This window comes from Saezia sanguinis, from assembly GCF_963921665.1.
Taxonomy (GTDB): Bacteria; Pseudomonadota; Gammaproteobacteria; order Burkholderiales; family Burkholderiaceae_C; genus Saezia; species Saezia sanguinis.
The window spans coordinates 19,549-39,070 of sequence record NZ_CAWUGC010000005.1; the positions used below are offsets into that span (position 1 = coordinate 19,549).

General features: G+C 48.3%; 17 protein-coding genes, 2 tRNA genes and 1 pseudogene. 10 read left to right on the forward strand and 10 right to left on the reverse strand.

Annotated elements, in window-relative coordinates; all coding sequences use genetic code 11:
- Nucleotides 1–195 precede the first annotated feature (195 nt).
- From AACY98_RS04070 to AACY98_RS04085, 4 genes are all read left to right on the forward strand, one after another.
- A complete protein-coding gene (locus AACY98_RS04070) occupies nucleotides 196–1,326 on the forward strand; it encodes a hypothetical protein (RefSeq protein WP_339801926.1) in 1,131 nt (376 codons plus the stop codon).
- 148 nt (nucleotides 1,327–1,474) lie between these two features.
- On the forward strand, nucleotides 1,475–1,612 hold the full coding sequence (locus AACY98_RS04075; protein ID WP_339801928.1) for a hypothetical protein: 138 nt from the start codon (nucleotides 1,475–1,477) through the stop codon (nucleotides 1,610–1,612).
- 511 nt (nucleotides 1,613–2,123) lie between these two features.
- The gene (locus AACY98_RS04080; protein WP_339801930.1) at nucleotides 2,124–2,798 is read left to right on the forward strand and encodes a CPBP family intramembrane glutamic endopeptidase; all 675 of its coding nucleotides are present in this window, start codon (nucleotides 2,124–2,126) and stop codon (nucleotides 2,796–2,798) included.
- 40 nt (nucleotides 2,799–2,838) lie between these two features.
- Nucleotides 2,839–3,342 (forward strand): hypothetical protein, encoded by a 504-nt coding sequence (locus tag AACY98_RS04085; RefSeq protein WP_339801932.1) that lies wholly within the window; start codon nucleotides 2,839–2,841, stop codon nucleotides 3,340–3,342.
- 212 nt (nucleotides 3,343–3,554) lie between these two features.
- Here the strand turns inward: AACY98_RS04085 and AACY98_RS04090 are convergent.
- The 4 genes and pseudogenes from AACY98_RS04090 to AACY98_RS04105 all read right to left on the reverse strand — a co-directional run.
- Nucleotides 3,555–3,771, reverse strand: a pseudogene (locus AACY98_RS04090) (IS3 family transposase); the annotation flags it as partial.
- Nucleotides 3,772–3,826: 55 nt separating this feature from the next.
- Nucleotides 3,827–5,128, reverse strand: a complete 1,302-nt coding sequence (locus AACY98_RS04095; RefSeq protein ID WP_339801934.1) for a tyrosine-type recombinase/integrase — start codon at nucleotides 5,126–5,128, stop codon at nucleotides 3,827–3,829.
- Nucleotides 5,129–5,360: 232 nt separating this feature from the next.
- A tRNA-Gly gene (locus AACY98_RS04100) sits at nucleotides 5,361–5,434 on the reverse strand.
- Nucleotides 5,435–5,502: 68 nt separating this feature from the next.
- Nucleotides 5,503–5,586 (reverse strand) — tRNA-Tyr (locus AACY98_RS04105).
- 203 nt (nucleotides 5,587–5,789) lie between these two features.
- Between AACY98_RS04105 and AACY98_RS04110 the strand changes: the two genes are divergently transcribed.
- The 4 genes from AACY98_RS04110 to lpoB all read left to right on the forward strand — a co-directional run bounded on the left by AACY98_RS04110 (nucleotide 5,790) and on the right by lpoB (nucleotide 9,047).
- Nucleotides 5,790–6,176, forward strand: coding sequence for a YcfL family protein (locus tag AACY98_RS04110; protein ID WP_339801936.1), 387 nt, complete (start codon nucleotides 5,790–5,792; stop codon nucleotides 6,174–6,176).
- Nucleotides 6,177–6,668: 492 nt separating this feature from the next.
- Nucleotides 6,669–7,988, forward strand: a complete 1,320-nt coding sequence (locus AACY98_RS04115) for a COG3014 family protein (protein WP_339801938.1) — start codon at nucleotides 6,669–6,671, stop codon at nucleotides 7,986–7,988.
- A gap of 41 nt (nucleotides 7,989–8,029) precedes the next feature.
- Nucleotides 8,030–8,401, forward strand: a complete 372-nt coding sequence (locus AACY98_RS04120) for a YcfL family protein (RefSeq protein WP_162615363.1) — start codon at nucleotides 8,030–8,032, stop codon at nucleotides 8,399–8,401.
- A 25-nt stretch (nucleotides 8,402–8,426) separates the two neighbouring features.
- A complete protein-coding gene (gene lpoB / locus AACY98_RS04125; protein WP_126980978.1) occupies nucleotides 8,427–9,047 on the forward strand; it encodes a penicillin-binding protein activator LpoB in 621 nt (206 codons plus the stop codon).
- A gap of 89 nt (nucleotides 9,048–9,136) precedes the next feature.
- On the opposite strand, the gene AACY98_RS04130 is transcribed toward lpoB, so the two are convergent.
- The 6 genes from AACY98_RS04130 to trpE form a co-directional block, all read right to left on the reverse strand.
- On the reverse strand, nucleotides 9,137–9,862 hold the full coding sequence (locus AACY98_RS04130) for a uracil-DNA glycosylase (RefSeq protein WP_423817517.1): 726 nt from the start codon (nucleotides 9,860–9,862) through the stop codon (nucleotides 9,137–9,139).
- 81 nt (nucleotides 9,863–9,943) lie between these two features.
- Nucleotides 9,944–10,768: an indole-3-glycerol phosphate synthase TrpC gene (trpC, locus tag AACY98_RS04135; protein WP_339801944.1), complete on the reverse strand. Its 825-nt coding sequence runs from the start codon at nucleotides 10,766–10,768 to the stop codon at nucleotides 9,944–9,946.
- Between the two features lie 24 nt (nucleotides 10,769–10,792).
- Nucleotides 10,793–11,836: an anthranilate phosphoribosyltransferase gene (gene trpD, locus AACY98_RS04140; RefSeq protein ID WP_339801947.1), complete on the reverse strand. Its 1,044-nt coding sequence runs from the start codon at nucleotides 11,834–11,836 to the stop codon at nucleotides 10,793–10,795.
- 2 nt (nucleotides 11,837–11,838) lie between these two features.
- Nucleotides 11,839–12,441 carry an anthranilate synthase component II gene (locus AACY98_RS04145; RefSeq protein WP_339801949.1) on the reverse strand — a complete coding sequence of 201 codons (603 nt, stop codon included), beginning with the start codon at nucleotides 12,439–12,441 and terminating at the stop codon, nucleotides 11,839–11,841.
- A gap of 574 nt (nucleotides 12,442–13,015) precedes the next feature.
- Nucleotides 13,016–14,722 (reverse strand): FecR domain-containing protein, encoded by a 1,707-nt coding sequence (locus AACY98_RS04150; RefSeq protein WP_339801951.1) that lies wholly within the window; start codon nucleotides 14,720–14,722, stop codon nucleotides 13,016–13,018.
- Nucleotides 14,723–15,207: 485 nt separating this feature from the next.
- Nucleotides 15,208–16,710, reverse strand: coding sequence for an anthranilate synthase component I (gene trpE, locus AACY98_RS04155; protein WP_339801953.1), 1,503 nt, complete (start codon nucleotides 16,708–16,710; stop codon nucleotides 15,208–15,210).
- A 256-nt stretch (nucleotides 16,711–16,966) separates the two neighbouring features.
- Here trpE and AACY98_RS04160 point away from each other — a divergent pair, with 256 nt between their 5' ends.
- On the forward strand, nucleotides 16,967–19,009 hold the full coding sequence (locus AACY98_RS04160; protein ID WP_339801955.1) for an ATP-dependent helicase: 2,043 nt from the start codon (nucleotides 16,967–16,969) through the stop codon (nucleotides 19,007–19,009).
- Nucleotides 19,006–19,500, forward strand: coding sequence for a hypothetical protein (locus AACY98_RS04165; RefSeq protein WP_339801957.1), 495 nt, complete (start codon nucleotides 19,006–19,008; stop codon nucleotides 19,498–19,500). The genes AACY98_RS04160 and AACY98_RS04165 overlap by 4 nt, the downstream gene beginning before the upstream one ends.
- Nucleotides 19,501–19,522 lie beyond the last annotated feature (22 nt).

Consider the following 19,522-nt stretch of genomic DNA (forward strand, 5'->3'; position numbering starts at 1 on the left):
AGTGCGCCACGATTATTGTCTAAAAGTGCACCACTTTTAGACCTGTGTTTAAAGCGATAGGAATCATTACCTGTTTCAAAAATATCGCAGTAATGAAACGACGTATGGACTGCGTTATTGAGCATTACTGCCCTTGATAATCCCATGCTTGCCTGGCCTATTTTTGCACAATATTTAACTTAAAAAGGGGAAACAATGAACAATGAACAAACCGAAAGGCCTCAAAACCTTGATTTGCCATCAAAAGACTGGCTGAAAGAATGCCAAGAGGCAATTTTGTGGGTCAAAGAAAACAAGCATATTTTTCTTGCCATTGGAATTGTTCTGTCTCTTATTCAAATATATTGGTATGCCACACTATCTCAGTTCTCTCTAAACTTCTCCTTTTTGTCCATCATTTCTTCATTGCCAATGATCTTTGTACTTAATGTTGCGATTGAAATAATCTTTGCGATATTAATTATGGGGCCTGTGACCTTTTTATTTATGCCATTGAAAAAAGAAGAGCCTTCTTTGATGATGGAAGCTAAAAAGGAAAATGTTAGAAAATTGATGATTGCATGGTTTAGCAATACGCTTTTTATAGAGTTCTTATTTATTGTTGCGTTAGGCGCTGCTGTTTTTTTTCCGGCTAATAAAGTGGGATCCGACATCGGGGTATGGGTTGTTATTGCAGGGACTTTTGTCGTAGCCCCCATCATTCTCTTCAAGCTGGCAATTGTTCCAGTGAAGAAGAATTTTAAATTCAAAAATCTGTTACTTGACACATCTATAGACTTCAAGTGGTGGCTTCTTGCCTGTATTTATATTCAGTTGCTCATCACTATGTATATTGTGCAATATGTGTTTTTTTACTTTTCCTCTCAAGAGGGAAACGAGGCAGTGAAGATTGTCAAGGCAATTGGCGTAGTAACTTTGGGCGCTGCTGTTTTAGGGCTTATCCAATGTGCTGTTTCTGTTATCTTTTTAGAAATTTTTACATCTAAAAAAAATCCCATAAAGCTATCAATCATTGTCGCAACCATTCTCGTCGTACTCATTAATTATGTCCCTTCAACCAGCAATTTTTTTATGGCCCATTTGTTTCAAAATATGGCTTCAGGAGGACGTGCCTGTGTCCAGCTTCTTTGGAATCCCGATGTAGTATCAAATATAGCAGCATTAAAAGGAACGGATAGTACAAGAAGTCAACCAGTGAGAATCATGTTTCCTGCCGATGAGTTTTATCAGGTGCAACTTAATCAAGATGCGCAGAAGGGGATTTTAGGAAATACCTATTTTGTACCCCGGAATAATGTAATTGGATTGAGTAGTTGTCAAAAATAGAGAATGCTTGTCTGCAAGCCTTACCCAGACAGCTAATGGCCAAGTCTCGGACCAATCTTACATCTTCAGCACTAAATTCCAGTAGTTTGTGCTCGGGGTACCCAGACCGCAGATAACCTGCTATACGTTAAGCTGTAATAGCGCACATGTGATCAGCGGCGTACTGGCTGATGTGATGGTGCAGCCGAATATGCGGGCCGATAATGTGCATTTAACAGCGCAGGGATACCAAGCGATGGCGCAACGCATCGCCGATGAGATGAAGGTCATCGAGTTGGTGGAGTAGGCTGAGGCCAGACATGAACAAACGCCAGCATGTGCCGGCGTTTGTTATGAGGGTACGGGAACTTATTCAGTAGAAATTTTTTCCCATTCAATTACACGTTGCCGAATGGCTTGTTGTAATGATTCAACGGTTTTTCAATTGTCTCTTGATTAGCTTCAGCTCCTGCCCAATACTCAGGATTGTCGTGAGTGTATATTCATGTACAGGTTAATGGCAGATGGATGCTGATTTTATTGACGGCTTGGCATACTTTTACATAATATTTGACACGTAGGGCACGGGATGTGGTCCTCTCTATTTACTTGGATGTTGCTAGATTTATGCCGGGCACCGATAATAGCGAAGGCATGTTACGGTATTTTAAGTTTAACAAAGGTTTTCTTATCGAAAATGCTTCTGTCTTTAATATTAATGTGAAAGATGGTTTTAGTTCGATTGTTTTTAAAGGCAGTGTTTGATTTTTAACTACAACAAAACGGTAACGCTTAAGATTTTATAAAAAGATAAGCAAATGATTTTAGAGAGAAAATTAAAAAATGCTCTATTAGCAAAGTGGCTGAAAATAATATTCTGCCTTGTTGTAGTATTTGTTTTTTGGTTCTGTCTATATGATCAAGCGTTAACCGTAGCTCTATTTTTTTTAAGGAATGGTGTAAATGCAGGTTTATTGATTGTCGTTACTCATGCGGTGTCAGCAATTACTGCATTGATATTTTTATTTATTTATAACCAATTTTTGGGTGTTATACCTATTGGTAGTATCAAAAAATCTTTTAAAAAAGATAGCATCCTTTTATTTTTGTTAATTGTTGCAATTTACATTTTTTTCAGTTTAGTAACGCCAAAACAGTCATATACTCAGTTATTTTTTGCATATGATAAGTGGACAAATTTGTTGAGACTTTTGACCATAATATTTTTCGCTCCTATTGGAGAAGAATTGGTACTTCGTGGTTTTATGCTTGAAGCCTTCATATCGACTTTGGGTAAAAAGTGGGGCTGGATTATTGGTTCTTTGCTTGTATCGTTATTTTTTTCTTATATACATCATACACAGTATGATTTTATGACACTAGTAAGCCTTTTTCTCGTTTCCTTAGTATTTTGTTGGGGGCGATGGAAAAACGGAATAGTCTTATCTATCATGTTGCATAGTTTTGCTTCGTTGGTTGCTATTTCCATTTAGCATGGATATTTTTAACAAAATTGAAAAGGATAAATAGAAAATGATTGATTTATATTTTGAATCTCTTTCTGAGCTTTGCGAAAAGACAAAAAATTTTGAATATCCAGAAATTGAGTCTGTTCTCTTTATTGTGGGTTATAACATAGGGTATCGTTACAAATTTGATGAAGATGTTGAAAGTGTAATAAAAAATCTTAAAAAATTTGTTATTGAATTTATTCAAAAAAACTCGATAGAAGAAGGCTTTTTTATCAGATCATTGGTTCACGAGACAACAGATTTTTTAGTAAGTCGAAGATTTAACCAAGCTGAACCGATGGCAATATTTCTTTCTGTCCTTGAAGATCAAGAGAAAGAAAATATGCATGAAACAAGTAAAAAAGGACTTAAAAAATTTAAAGACCCAAAATATACAAGAGAGTTAGAAGATCAAACGGATTTATGGCATCAGATTATTGCAAATAAATTTACGTTGGCGAACAGAAGAGCCTTTTATGCGGAAAGAATGGCTAAAAATTATCGAAGTGTGATTAATGGCGATTAATTCTCCCATCGGGTCTTATGTCAAGTAAGTATGAGTTTTTTAACTGCTTTGCAGATCAATAATATATAGTTTGACTTATCAAATAAATTAAATTGATTTTCAAAATTTGCAATATGTCTCAGTATATTGTCATTAAACCCTAGCCATTTCATAGCGCACCGTCCTGTTGAACCGTTGGACATGGGCGTTTTGTTGCGCTTGCTCGGCTGGATATATACACGCTTGTGATTCCAGCCGTAGCCCCTGACGTTGCGCAAGTACAGGAAGCACAACCCGAACCTCCAGGTGCGGAGGTTGTCGGTCAACACAGCAGCCAATTGGCAATCTCCTCATTTTAGCGACATAGTGGTAACAGTTCCGGCTGGCCTTGAAGGCTGCGCAGGCCAGCCTAATCGATACGCCTCGGCCTTGCACAGCTCGTTGGGCCATCATCGAGGTATTCATACTGTAGAACTCCTCTATGAGAAAATTCTACTTCTGACTTCTATGCTTTTGCAGAGGGATTACCCCGCCACTGATCCAGCCTGTCAGCCCACTCCTGCATCATCTGCCTTCTTTGCTCCACATACCGTGCGTGGTTGTAGGTCGCGCTGATATGATCTTTATCTGAGTGGGACAGTTGAGCCTCTATCCACTGTTTGGGGTAATCCAGCTCGTTTAACGCTGTTGAAAGCGTTGCACGTATACCGTGTCCGGTCAAGCGGCCTGTGTAACCCAGTCGCTTCTGGATGGCAAAATTCAAGGTGTTTTCGCTGATGACCTTTGCAGGTCGGTAGGCGTGACGCAGTAAATAAGGCTGCCTGGGGTGGCGGTTCGCCAAAAGCTGCCTGATGATTTGTACCGCCTGTGTTGACAGCGGAACAATATAAGGCGGCATTTCTTTGGCAGTCGAACGTACCATCTTTTTAAGCTGCTTGACGTTTTCCGGGGGGATATTCCAGAGTTGTTTGTCCAGATCAAACTGTTCTGGTTTGGCGTATCGCAATTCTCCGGTTCTCACCCCTGTGAGCAGCAGCAGGTAAATACCCAGTTTGGTCTGTTCTTCTCCCCGGTAGTGATGAAGTCTTGCCAGAAACTCGGGTAACTCATCCATGGAGAGGTAAGGATTATGCAGCGTGGGCTTTTGGGGCAGTGCCAGTATGTCCATATCTGCCGCCGGGTTGCTCTCGATGATATCCTCGGCCATGGCGTGGCGGAAGATTTCATTGAGCCAGTTACGGCATTTCTGGGCAATGGATAGTGACCCACGCATTTCTATGTTGCGCTGGACTTTTAATACATCCCGCTTGCTGATGGTATTCATCGGAAGTTTACCTAATATGGGCAGGATGTCTTTTTGCAGATAACGCTCAATTTGCGAGTGGGTGCTTTGCCTGCGGTATTGTTTGTTGAGTCCGAGTTTTCTGAATTTGAAGGCTTTCCAGCGTTCGCAGAACTCGGCAAAGGTTTCTACCTGTGGTATATTGCATGTACTTTGGATCGTTGGCGTGCCAGAGGGCTCTTCTGTAATACTGGCAGTTTGCTGTTGCTCTTTCTTTTTAAGGTAGGGCATACCGTTCTTGATCAGAAAACGAGCATCTTCACAGCGCTCTCTGGCTTCTCGTAAAGAGACACTTGGATATTGTCCCAGTGAGACACGGTGACGCTTGCCTTGGGCTGTATAGCGGAAATGCCAGGATTTGTTTCCCGCAGGGGGTACATACAAGGAGAGTCCTTGTATGTCTTTGAGGGTGTAGGGCTTGTTTTGGGGTTTACTGTTTCTGACAGCGGTATCGGTCAGTGCCATAATCATTTCTCCTTGATTAACAAAATGTCAGGAGATTTCTATTATGGGAATGCAAAAGCAGTTGTCAGTCAAAAATGCGAATGTACCAATTTAGCATTTTTATGTACCACTTTGAGGTGGCTGCCGGTATATGGCTATACTATCCAGTACACAAAGAATTTAAAAAACTCTTTGTTTTTAAACGTATTTTTGACGCTCAGTGAACATCAGCGTTGCTCAGTACAAAAGATACTGGAGCGGGTGAAGGGAATCGAACCCTCGTCTTAAGCTTGGAAGGCTTCGGCTCTACCATTGAGCTACACCCGCCTGCATCTTTTACACTGGCTGAACTTGCCCAGCTGGCATTAACACCATCAAAACTCAACTCAAAATACTGGTGGAGGGGGCTGGATTCGAACCAGCGTAGGTTTCCCGGCAGATTTACAGTCTGCTGCCATTAACCACTCGGCCACCCCTCCAAAATAGAACTCGTAACTTTATCATAAGCATTCTGAAAACGCAAGTGAAGCTCTTTTTCGTCCAGAAAAAGCCCAAAACGCCTGCTTCACACTTATCAGCGTCTCACCTGTACCCCTTTACCTAGCGCCACAGGCGCTGCGCCTACAACTACAATGTTAAGATCAACCTATAATGAACGACTGATATTCAAGAAGGCCCCACAATGAATAACCGACTTTTTACCCGGATTCTTGCTGTTTTGGCGCTCAGCCTGGCTACATTGACCATCCAGGCACAAACAACGGCGGGAAATGACACGGCATCCAGAGTCAGTTTTCAGAATAACAATTCCAACGGGGTAACCGTTTCAGGTTTGCAAAGCGTTTCTACCAATAATAGATTGAATGTCCAGGCGCAATTGAGCAATACAACCGGCAACCACCGCCATGTATATTACCGGTTCCGCTGGCTGGACAGCCAGGGCGCCCAGCTTGGTGGAGGCAGTTCATGGAAACCCATTTTGTTGACGGGCAATCAGTCCCAAACCGTTAGAGAAGCCGCGCCCTCAGCCAATGCGGCAGATTTCCGCCTGGAAATCAATGTAGAGTAGCATGCCGCCTTAAAGGGTCATGTTTTGGACCAGACAAATTTGCCCCATCGCGCGTGCGTATGCACTGGATGATTTCGGGCACGCCTGCATACATCCTTTATAAAGCATCACCCTCCCGTTTATGTACTGGTCAAAGCAACAAAGACCAGTCCATTTCAGACACTGCAAAGGATTTACAGCGGCGTAAAAAACGCATCCCAACCCATTCCGATGCATCCCATCGTGGCACAATGACTGCCGCATCTTATTTACATAACTTAACATTGCACCATTGTTCGTTTACATTTCTTTTGTAAACTGCTGTTGAAACAAATTCATACTTCCTCGGCGTTATCACCTTATATTTGTGTTTACATGCAGCAACTGACAAGAACCTCTTTTCTTGTAAAACCGCTTACCGCCAAACAGTCATATTTTTGTAAATTGGCGTTTTTGCTGCTGGCAATGGCATTGCTTTGCGGTTGCACCCAACTTCGCAGCCACAACGAGTTGATGTCTCCCGTGATTTCAGCCCGAAACAATTACAACACACATGCGGCCCTTAAATATTTGCAATCGGCCCTTTCCAGCGCAGAACAGAACGAGCTGCTTTATGAATTGGAATTAGGGGAGCTGCTCAGGGAAAGCCAGCAATACGAAGCCAGCACCCAGATCTGGATGGAGGCCGACGAGCAGATCAGAGCATGGGAGCAAACCGCGATGTGGAGCCCACGCAAGCTGTGGGCCTACCTAGGTGCATCCACCGTCAGCGAACGCTTTAAGCCTTATGAAGGGCAGGACTATGAAAAAACCTGGCTGCTTACCCGCATTGCATTAAACCATCTGGCTATGGACGACTGGGAGTCTGTGCGGGTTGACATTAAGCGCATGCACGAGCGCGAAGAGGTGATTGCCAATTTCCGCGCAGCCGAACTGGCCGCTGTACGGCATGAAGCGCAAAAAAACGGCTGGAATCTCACCGATGAAGAGCTGGGTGGCTACCCGGTTGATTACGTCCATGCCCCTGAAGTGCTGGCGCTGCATAACAGCTACCAGAACGCGTTCAGCCACTATCTGGCAGGCTTTGTCTATGAAGCCTTGAATGAGCCCAGCCTTGCCGCCCCTGGGTATCGCAAAGCCATAGAACTCAGGCCAGACAGCCCTGTGCTGGAAGAAGGATTACGCGGACTGGAAGCACGGCTGAAGCTGGCACACAGCACTCAGGCACAGGAAACCGATGTGCTGTTTATCGTTGAGTCCGGCGATGCGCCGGTGCGCGTCCCTGTTGAAGTAACGATTCCCGTGCCGATAGAAGACAGCGACGGCTATATCCACACCATTTTGGTACCGATCGCCTTTCCAACTGTGCGCCCAGCCGCAGTTCCTGAAGCAGGCACGGTGCGCCTGGGCCGTCATCTGTTCATGACCTCACCTGTCGTTGACCTCAACGCCATGGCCCGCCGCGCGTTGTACGATGAAATGCCCGGTCTTCTTTTCCGGGGCATGACACGAGCAGCATCAAAAGGTGCATTACAGTACTATGCGCATGAATACGGGGGGGAACTGCTTGGCCTGTTCAGCGCCGTTTTCTCTGTGGCCACAGAAAAAGCAGATGACCGCATCTGGCGCACATTGCCGGGGGCAGTTGCTATCGGGCGCGGTTATCTGGCCCCCGGACAATATCCGCTGATTGTTAACGGAACCCACACAGGGCAAACAATTGATATTCAGGGACGGTATGCTGTGGTTCCCATTCGGATCAACCGCCGGCAGGTTCTGGTTGGCAAGGTTGCAACATATGGACTCCTGCCATCCTCTAATGCAACGCCATGACCATCATGAAACAGTCATACACTCAACCTAAGGAGATGATAATGAAACGGTTCTTAATTCTTCTGGCCTGTGTTGCCGCTGCAGCATTGACAGCCGTTGGCTGCGCCAAAGATGAGATCACACCCAAGCTGGCCTACCCCCAGACACACGGTGATAAAGGCGTGCGTGTAGTCAGCCTGCAGGCTTCACGCCAGGGCGATATTCTTACGGTACAGGCAGAACTGAAAAATACCAACAGCGCCAATGCGCGTGCATATTATCGTTTCCGCTGGCTGGATGGTGAAGGCACCGTGATTGGCAGCAATGCATTGTGGAAACCCGTGCTGATCTATGGCAACCAAAGCATCTTTGTCAAAGACTCGGCGCCATCACCCAATGCATCGGATTACCGGCTGGAACTGAATGTGGAATAATCATTTGAATTCAAGGAGTAACTTCATGTTGAGACCCTCTTTTACTCTGGCGCTTGCCGTTGCAACGGCCACCATGATCACGGCCTGCGGCAGCAATAATTCACCGGTGGTCGGGCGCGGCCATGTGGGCTATGGCGACCCCAAAGCGGTTGAAGTGGTTACCATCAACTTTGGTTCAACCGATCTGCAGATGATTTCGGAAAAAATGGTTTCCAGTCTGCTGACATCGGGCATCATGCATGACCGTCCCACCATCACGGTTTCAACGCTGCGCAACAAAACCAGCGAGTACATTGACATGGGCAGCATCATGAACAGCATTCAGGCGCAACTGATTCAGTCAGGTCAGGTCAGGTTTGTGCGCTCCACCCAAGAGATGCAGGCAGCGGTTGACGAATTGACCCGCCAGAATGAAAGCGGCTATTACGACCCGAACAAAAGCGCTCCTATTGGCCGCATGATTGGAGCCCGCTATATGCTTGAAGGCGAGCTGACGAGCATCAACAAGGTTGATCGTGGGCGCGGCTGGTTTGAACGCGATATTGAAGATGTTTATTACAAATTCACACTCAAGCTCATTGATACCGAACTGGGTACCATTGAGTGGATGGACGAACAGGAAATCCGCAAGACATCCTCACGCTAAACAACGCAGGTTTGTCTGTAAACTGTTTCATGGCCCCTGGAACTCCAACCTCCAGGGGACAGCATTTGCCTGAAATACCTATAGCGCCATTACCATGCAATTTCGCTGCACTGGTGTTGCGCTAAAAAAGCATTGGCTGCACTGAAATGGCCGCATCCGATAAAAGGTACTGGCGGTTTGGTTGCAGACAGCGGAGAAGGGTGGTTGGCCTGCAACACAATGTGTTGTGTGCCTGGTATTTTTGCCGCCTCTTCAATCAGTGGCCGTTTGGCCTGTGCATGAGCGCCCCACAACATGAATGCCACGGGCCGCTGTTGCCTAGCCACTGCTGCAATCAGTGCATCGGTTAACACCTCCCAGCCTTTTTTGGCATGGCTTGCGGCCTCGCCATTTTTCACTGTGAGCGTGGTGTTCAGCAACAGCACACCCTGCTTGGCCCAATGTACCAGCGATCCGCTTTGAGGTGGTGCAATATGCAGATCCCGCTGCAATTCTTTAAAAATATTGCGCAAAGAGGGCGGGAGTTTAACTCCCTCAGGCACTGAGAACGCCAGGCCTTCAGCCTGACCAGGGCCATGATACGGATCCTGCCCCAAAATCACCACCCGCACCTGCTCCAGTGGCGTTAAGGCCAAAGCGCGCAGCGGATTTGACGGGTAGACAATTTCTCCAGCTTCAACGTGTGCATCCACAAACTGCACCAGTTTTCCCCCTTGAGAGGACTGCAAAAAATTCTCCGTCACCTCCCGCCAGTCTCCGACAACTTCGTCAAAAACATCGCGCAAAGGTCGCCCCAAGGTGTTATTCGGTAGCATCACTGCGTTTACCCATTTCATTCAAACGATTATTCATTGACGCCATATGCGCACAGAACTGCCCATATGCCCGTTTGCACTTTATGCATTCCTGTCCAACACGTTGGTTTGATATTCACGCAGATACGCTGCCAACGCTACCCCCGGATCAGGCTCACGCATGAATGCTTCACCAATCAAAAAGCCATAAACCCCGCCAGTAGCCATCATACGGCACATATCCGAAGCATTCAGTATGCCAGACTCGGTAATCACCAGGCGGTTATCCGGAACCTGAGGCAACAGGTTCAATGTGGTTTCAAGAGAAACGTTGAAGCTGCGCAAGTCGCGGTTATTGATGCCAATGAGCGGCGTTTTAAGCTTCAATGCACGCTGCAATTCCTGTGCATCATGCACCTCCACCAAAACAGCCATTCCCAGCTCCATGGCACAGTTCTCCAAAACCTGGAGCTGTTCATCATCCAAACTGGCAACAATCAGCAAAATCGCATCGGCTTGCATCGCGCGCGCCTGATACACCTGATACACATCAAAAAGAAAGTCTTTGCGCAGCACAGGCAAGTCGCATGCTGCACGGGCCTGTTTCAAATACTCCGGTGAACCCTGAAAAAACTCCTGATCGGTCAGCACACTCAGACACGCCGCGCCATGTTGTGCATAGCTGGCTGCAATGGCCGCCGGATCAAAATCAGGGCGGATCACGCCTTTGCTGGGGCTTGCCTTTTTTACTTCGGCAATCACTGCCGGTTGTTTGTTTTCAATGCGCTGACGCAATGCGGCAACAAAGTCTCTCGGTTTCCCGGCCTGTTGCGCGGTATCACGCATCTGCTGCAATGAGCAAGCCGCTTTGGCCAAAGCAACTTCTTCGTGCTTGTGTGCCATGATTTTGCGCAAAATATCATCCATGCAACCACTCCTGTGAAAACACCATTATGCCGCTAAAGCCTGTGTTGTTTTAACAAACCGCTGCATTTGCTCATACGCTTTACCGCTCTCCAGCGTCTGGCGCGCCAGCACAATTCCCTGTGCAATATCACTGACCACATTGGCGGTGTACAAAGCAACACCGGCATTAAAAATCACGATATTGCGAGATACCGTCAGTTCTTCCACACGCTCGTTGGCCAAAATGGCCGTGAGCATTTCGCGTGACTCCTGTGCTGTGGCCACTTTCAATGAGCGGTTGCTTGCCATCGGCAAACCAAAATCCTCCGGGTGAATGTTGTACTCACGTACCACACCATCTTTCAGCTCACCCACCATCGTTGAAGCGCCCAAAGAGACCTCATCCATGCCATCCATGCCGTACACCACCATGGCATGCTCAGAGCCCAGGCGCTGCAATACCCGCGACAGAATCCCCACCAAATCCGGGTGAAACACACCCAGCACAATATTGGGCGCATCGGCCGGATTGGTCAGTGGCCCCAAAATATTGAACATGGTACGCACGCCCATTTCCTTGCGCACTGCCGCCACATTTTTCATAGCCGGATGATGATTGGGGGCATACATGAAGCCGATACCCACCTGCTCAATGCACTGCGCAATGGCCTGTGGCTTCAGGTCGAGCCGCGCGCCCAGTGTTTCGATGACATCCGCGCTGCCGGATTTGCTGGAAACACCACGCCCGCCATGTTTGCATATTCTGGCGCCTGCCGCCGCCGCAATGAACATGGAGCAGGTGGATATATTGAAAGTCTGGGCACCGTCTCCGCCCGTACCCACGATATCGACCAGATGCTGACGGTTTTCGACTTTAACCTTCAAAGCAAATTCACGCATGACCTCGGCCGCTGCGGTGATTTCGCCAACAGATTCTTTTTTGACCCGCAGCCCGGTAATCAGCGCGGCCATCATGACCGGAGACATTTCTCCTTGCATGATCTGGCGCATCAGTATCAGCATTTCATCATGAAATATTTCCCGATGTTCAATGGTTCGCTGCAGCGCTTCCTGTGCTGTAATCGTCATTTTTAAGCTCCTTGAATTGAATATGTATTGCGAATTTGCAGAAAATTTTTCAGCATGGCGTGACCATGTTCTGTCAAAACAGATTCGGGATGAAATTGCACCCCTTCCAGCGGCGCGTCTGCCGGCAATGACCGGTGTCGCACGCCCATGATTTCACCATCCTCTGATGTAGCTGTTACCGCCAGTTCTTCAGGCAGCGTGGCACGCTCAATCACTAACGAGTGATAACGTGTCACAGTGAACTGTTTGGGCAGTCGGGCAAACACACCTTGCTCATCCGTTGTAATCACGTCTGTCTTGCCATGCATCTGCTTTTGGGCCTGGATGATATTGCCGCCCAACGCAGCACCAATGCTCTGATGCCCTAGGCACACACCCAAAATAGGCAGTTGCCCCATGAAATGCCGGATGGCAGCGACAGAAATTCCCGCCTCTGCCGGGGAGCAGGGCCCTGGAGACACCACCAGATAATCCGGCTTTCTGGCTGCAATCTCCTGCAGTGTCACCTCATCGTTACGATACACTTCCACATTCTGGCCCAGCTCGCCAAAATACTGCACCAGGTTATAGGTAAACGAATCATAGTTATCGATCATCAACAACATAGAATGCCTCTTTTGTATGGGGCACATAGCGGATTAACCGCAACGGACCTGATCAATATCTGCCATAAACGCAGATTACAGGCTTAGCCCAAATTCAAACAACGGAAAGATAAAAGATGTGCCGGAAACGGCAACAGGAAGACATGACGCAGGCTTAACGCCAACGCCAAGAAGAGAAAAGGTCAAAAGAAGGCAAGTGTTTTACACGTAGCATGGGCACAATTATGCACATAATTGGCATGCAATGTAAAGCCCCTGGTTATTTGAGGGCATCTGTGCACCTTGCCAAATAGACAGCGCCGTAAATGATTTTAAATATGTGTAACCGCTGCGTATATGCTAAGCCAAACACACTGGCAACAATGCTCAGCACAGCGCGTAGCCGGCAATCTGCCTCACTCGCCACTCACACGCATGTGATTCAGCCTGGACAAGCCCGCCTGCACCGAACAAGCAGGGCGCTATCGCCAATGGCATTCATGAAAAATGAAGTGCCGCTTTTACCAATAACGATACGGCAGTAAACTGCCGTATCATCACGTTAGCCAACTCAAAAGATTTGTTTGCCAGGCCGTTAATTTGCACCGATTCCGATGGGTTCACCCTGTCCGTCAACAATCATGACACCATCCCCGGTACACCAGGTCTGTGCGGCCTGCAAAACCCGGGGTTGAGAAAAGTCGGACTCGACACCGTTAGGCGCAATACTTTGCAAACGCACATACAAAGCCTTACAACTGTAAGTAATGCCCAAAGGTATTTGCGTAGCCTGCGTTTCTTCAGAGAAAATCAGATTGGAAAAATCTATCTGGTCCGAGACCTGTACCCGATATGTTGCGTCTGGTGCGACATTGTCCCAGTACAGCACAATACCCTTGCCATCACCAGATCGCGCTTCTCCAGACAGGGGCACATCCAGCGCCTTGGATACCTCAAACATACTGACCAGGCTGAAACGCCCACGGGCCTCTTCTACATCAGAGGACGAATTGTCAAGCGATGCGGTACGCCAATAGTAAACACCTGTTTCAGACGGGGTAAAGCTGAACCGGCAATTTCCTCTGCTGATCTGCTCATCGACAATCTGAGTGAATTGCCTGTCGCGCGCAACCTGCAAAAAGTACCCATGCACCTGCGGCACATTGGTACACACCAGTTCCTGAGTGGATAAACGGATAACCTGATCGTTACCCGGCGACTGCACCAGCGGCGGAACCGGATGCAGTTTGATTTCGATATCATGCTGCGCAACCGCACCGGGAATAGCATCAGCGTCCAGCGAGCGCACATAGACGCGATAACGTGCATCGGTCAACGGTCCGATGGGTACAAGCTCGCCACGTGATTCAAATACCACATGGTTTGGTTCATTTTCAGGCGTTACCTGCACAATGTAGCCCGCATCAGCGGCACTGGCGACCAGCACCGGCGGTTGCCAGGATTCCTCATGCACATAACGGGGCCATGTGCTTAAATCCGGTGCAGGCATCAACGCACGGACATCCGGTGCCGTAACACCAGAGCGGACGACGGCACCTTCTCCGGCCTGAATCATGATTTCATATGACGGTGTACGGCTGCCAGCATTGCCATCTGAGGCAGAAACAGCAACTTTCCCTTCAATCACATCGTTCACCTGATGTTTTCCATCAGATGACACAGCAACCCCGAAACGGGTACCGCGCACACCTGTTACCGCAACTGGCGTGCTGACGCGAAAACGTGTATTTTCCGGCTGCGGCGTGACAGAAGACTCGACATAACCCTTTTCCAAAACAAAATCAACCAGCACCTTGTCCACATCCGGAACATACCGGAACTGCCCGATTTTTAAGCGAGAGTTTGCCGACAGCAATAGGCGGGAGCCATCCGGCAATACCATACTGACAAAGCCATCCGCCCCGGTTTCAATGATCTGTCCCTCTGACAGCATCATGTTGCGCACCAGCGGCTGCGCGGCGAGCTTCCCTTGTGAAACAGTAGCCTGCCCCCTGTGGTACGCCACCTGAATTTCTTTTCCTTCATGACGCAGTCGGTCTATCGGCACCCGAATAACCTGGCCCGGCTGCAGATGCCGCGGCTCTGTAATCTGCGCATCACGTGCCAGATCTATCCAGCCCGCTGTATCTTCCATATATTGCAATGAGATATCGTACAGGGTATCGCCAGGCTTAACCACATATGTCCATACCTCATCTTCTGCCGTTTGCGCCCAGGCGACGCCCATGCAGGAAACACAAACAGCAGCAACAATCATGCGCTGCAAAAGAGTCTTTGGCAAAAAACCGCTCATGACATCTTTTCTGCTATTTACCATCATCACCCTTTATCTTAAACATGCATTTTGCTCATATCTTACACATTTACAACTCTTACATTGTTAGCCGATATTTCAAAATGAACAGCCTTGTCTAGATATCCGGCAAAGCTTGAATACCTTTATGTTATTCGTGTTCTCTATTTTATCAGTTGGCGCTTTGCCTTTCACTACCAACTACCCACAAAATGAATTTTACTTCACAGTAACTTAATGTTATTAATTGGTCTTATTTGATTTATTAATGCAAAATAGTAAACAAAATCCACTTTCATTATAACGCCGTATGATATCGCACGGTAAAAAGGAATTTGTGCAAAAAATCTCTACGCACAGAAAAAGCAACTTCGCAACATCAACGGCTGCACAATTATCAATATGTATAACAGAAATTTAGTTTTTTATAAACATTTCTGCTATTTTAACCCGTCGAAGATATCCTTGCTATTTCACTGCAACCCTTTTTCAACCAATTCAGCCGCTCTTAATAAAGCTTTTGCTTTATTTTCTGTTTCCAGCCACTCTGATTCCGGCACCGAGTCAGCAACAATTCCCGCAGCGGCTTGCACATACAAGGTATTATTTTTAATAATACCTGTACGAATAGCAATCGCTAAATCCATATCTCCTGTGTAACTCAGGTAGCCGCAGGCACCACCATACAGCCCCCGTTTTGTCGGTTCAAAACGGTCAATCAGTTCCATGGCATGAACTTTCGGGGCACCGCTGAGCGTTCCAGCCGGGAAAGTCGCTTTCAGCACATCCAGATTGTCCATGCCATCCAGCAAAATGCCCTCTACATTACTAACCAGGTGCATTACATGGGAATAGCGTTCCACCACGAAAGACTCTGTGACTTTGACAGATCCGGTTTTTGCAATGCGGCCAATGTCATTTCGGGCCAGATCAATCAGCATCACATGCTCTGCCCGCTCTTTGGGGTCTGCAAGCAGTTCCTGCTCGAGCTGAAAATCCTGCTGCGGCGTTGCCCCGCGGGGACGGGTCCCAGCCAATGGGCGAATGGTGACTTTGCGCTCATGGTGGTCAGGCGTCCATTCCTGTCTGACCAGAATTTCAGGCGAGGAACCGACAACATGATGGTCGTCAAAGTGGTAATAATAAAGATAAGGGGACGGATTCAGCGACCTTAAGGCACGGTATAAAGACAAGGGAGACGCGTCATACGGTTTAGCCAAACGTTGACCGATCTGAACCTGCATCATATCGCCCTGGGCAATCAACTCCTTGGCCTGTAATACGGCACTAAGATAGTCAGCTTTAGCAAACTCCCGCTGAACAGGTGCTGACGCAATGACCGGTGTTTGGGGAATATGTACCGGCTGGCGCAACCGTTCGCGCAATTCTTTCATGCGGTCTTTTGCGCGCGACAAAGCATCCGGATGTTCAGGATTGGCAAAAATGATGAAATAAAGCTTCCCGGAAAGGTTATCAATAACCGCCAGTTCTTCACATTGCAAAAGGAGGATATCCGGACAGCCCAATGTATCAGGCGGGCAGGTATCTGCAAGCTTAGGTTCGATATAGCGCACCGTATCGTAGCCAAAATAGCCTGCCAAACCTCCGCAAAACCGTGGCATGCCGGCAACCATGGCCACCTTAAACCGCTGCTGATATGCAGCAATGAACTCTAGCGGGTTGCCCTGGTGCGTTTCCTTCACCTTCCCATCCACCAGGACTTCTACCTGCGCCTTGTCGCCAAACCCACTGGCTTTGATCATCGTATGCGCAGGCAAACCAATGAATGAATAGCGGCCAAAACGCTCGCCGCCAACAACCGACTCCAGCAAAAATGAATTTTTGCCCCCATTTTCCACAGCGGCAAGCTTCAGGTACAAAGATAGCGGGGTATCCAGATCTGCAAAAGCCTCTTCAACTAAGGCAATGCGGTTATATCCCTGGGCAACCAGACTCTTGAATTCCAACTCGGTCATGTTCGTGCGGCATCCGTTTGATTTGATCAGCCATCATTCTAATAGGATGAACTGAATCATTCCATCGATCATGTCTGCGTCCTTGTTTCTGCCGCATAATATAAGCCATCATGCACCGTAGCCCCTTATTTACTCAGATCATGGATAAGATGGTGCTCAAAGCATGATGCCTTTTATTGAGTACGTGCCTTTTTATGCCAGCTTCGATAAGATAGTGCGTTTTTTTGCATGTGCATGCCGATACCTTTGAGTTTAAATGTCGAATACGCTTAATCTGGCCCAGTCTGAAGCTGTTGAATACCTGAGTGGCCCCTGCCTGGTTCTGGCAGGAGCAGGCTCCGGCAAAACACGAGTCATCACTTACAAAATTGCCCGCCTGATCCGTGCCGGTCTGGAGCCGGCCCAGATTGCCGCAATCACATTCACCAATAAAGCCGCAGCCGAAATGCGGGAGCGTGCACGCCAACTGGTCGGATCTGCCGCCAGGGAGCTGGTTATCTGCACCTTTCACGCCCTGGGTGTGCGCATGCTGCGCAAAGACGGTGCGTTATTGGGTCTGAAGCCGCAGTTTTCCATCATGGATGCCGATGATGTCTTAAGCATTCTGCGGGATGTAGGCAGCACAACCGATGTGAAACAGGCCCGCAGTTGGCAATGGCAGATCAGCCTGTGGAAGAATAATGGCCTGAACGCGGCAGATGCGGCAGCCCAGGCGGAAAGTAAGTATGAACGCAATACCGCACTGATCATGCTGCGTTACCAGGAGCGCCTTTCAGCCTATCAGGCGGTCGATTTTGATGACCTGATAGGCCTGCCACTGCGTTTACTGCAAGAGCATGCCAGTGCCCGGGAAGAATGGCAAAGCCGTTTACGCCACATTCTGGTTGACGAATACCAGGACACCAATGCAACACAATATGCACTGCTGAAACTGCTGGTGGGCACACGTGCACGCTTTACAGCTGTTGGCGATGATGACCAGTCCATTTATGGCTGGCGGGGCGCAACCCTGGATAACCTGAAACAGCTGCCACAGGATTTTGAAGGCTTGAAAGTGATCAAGCTGGAGCAGAATTACCGCTCGACGTCGGCCATTTTACGCGCAGCCAATGCTGTGATTCAAACCAACCCGAAGCTGTTTGAAAAACAGCTCTGGAGCGAACTGGGGGAGGGCGAGGCCATCCGCGTTGTTGAGTGCGATCATGACGAGCATGAGGCCGAACGTACTATCTCACGCATCAAGGCCCTGCAGGCACAGTATGGCTGCCAATGGAAAGACTTTGCCATTCTGTACCGCGCCAACCACCAGGCACGCGTATTTGAACAGGTACTGCGCCGGCACCAAATGCCGTATAAGGTTTCAGGGGGTCAAAGTTTTTTTGACCGGGCTGAAATTCGCGATCTGTGTGCCTGGTTGCGTTTGATTGTCAACAACCATGATGACCCGGCATTTCTGCGAGCGGTCACAACACCCAAGCGGGGAATCGGCCACCAGACCCTGAGTGCGCTGGGTGCATTTGCCGGCAAACATAAAATCAGTTTGTTTGAAGCGTTGTTTTCCCCGTCGCTGCCATCGGTGCTCAGTGCAAAAGCCATTGCCGGTTTGCATGAGTTTGGCCGCTATATCAATCAACTGGAGTACCGCGCACGCCATACTGCAGGGTATGCCAACTGCCGCACTTTTTTGCAGGAGTGGCTCCAGGATATCCATTATGAACAGCATCTTTATCATGGGCAGGAGCAGGAAAAAGTTGCGCAGGCCCGCTGGCAGAATGTACTGGATTTTTGCGACTGGCTTGCCTCCCGTTCCAGCGGAGCATCGGAAAATGATACGTCTCATGAACCACAGTCACTGATGGAAATTGCCCAAACCATTTCACTGATCATCAGTCTGAAAGAAGGGCAGGGGGATGAAAACCTGATCACGCTTTCGACGCTGCACGCATCCAAAGGGCTGGAATGGCCGCATGTGCTTTTAGTCGGTGTCAACGAAGGTACATTACCCATGCTGAACCCGGATGATGGGGATACCATGACGCCTGACCGCCTGCAGGAAGAACGCCGCCTGATGTATGTAGGCATTACACGCGCCCGGCAGACGCTGACCGTCAGCCATGTGCGCCGCAAACGGCAAGGACATGGTTCAGCCTCACGCCTGGTGGCAACCAAACCCAGCCGCTTTATTGCAGAAATGCAATTGAAAGACAATGCCGAGCTTGAAGATCCGCTTGCTAAAATCCGTGCTTTGCGCGCAGAGTTTGCTGCGCGTGCGGCCAACAACACTGATCCCGCGCCATGAAACCGTATTCCATTGCTCCCCTTTTCTCCCAACCCGGTTGGTCCAGACGGGTTTGCAGCCTGCTGGTGGCTCTGTGTACAGGAATTGCCGTACAAATTGTCGTGCAAACAGCAAAGGCAGAGGACACATGTCCGGCGCTCGATGAGCACAACATCATCCCCTATATCGGCACCTGGCAGGGCAGGATCGGGGAGGCTTTTATCCAGGTGCAGATCGAACAGCATGCAGAAGATGCGCAACGCGTCCAGGGTCATTACATCTATTTGGATCAGCCTGAACACCTTATACGCATTGCTGGAGAACCTTTCAGCGGGGTACTGGAAATAGAGGAGTCAGCAAACGGCACCGATATTTCAGGCCTGTGGGATCTGAAATTCCCTACACGTGCAACTGATTTGAACCACTGCTTCACCCAACTTCAGGGCATGTGGCAAGATGCTCAATTCAGCAATCAAAAAACTCTTACACTCACCCGTCACGTGTCATGGTAACGCGCCACTTTATACTTCAATG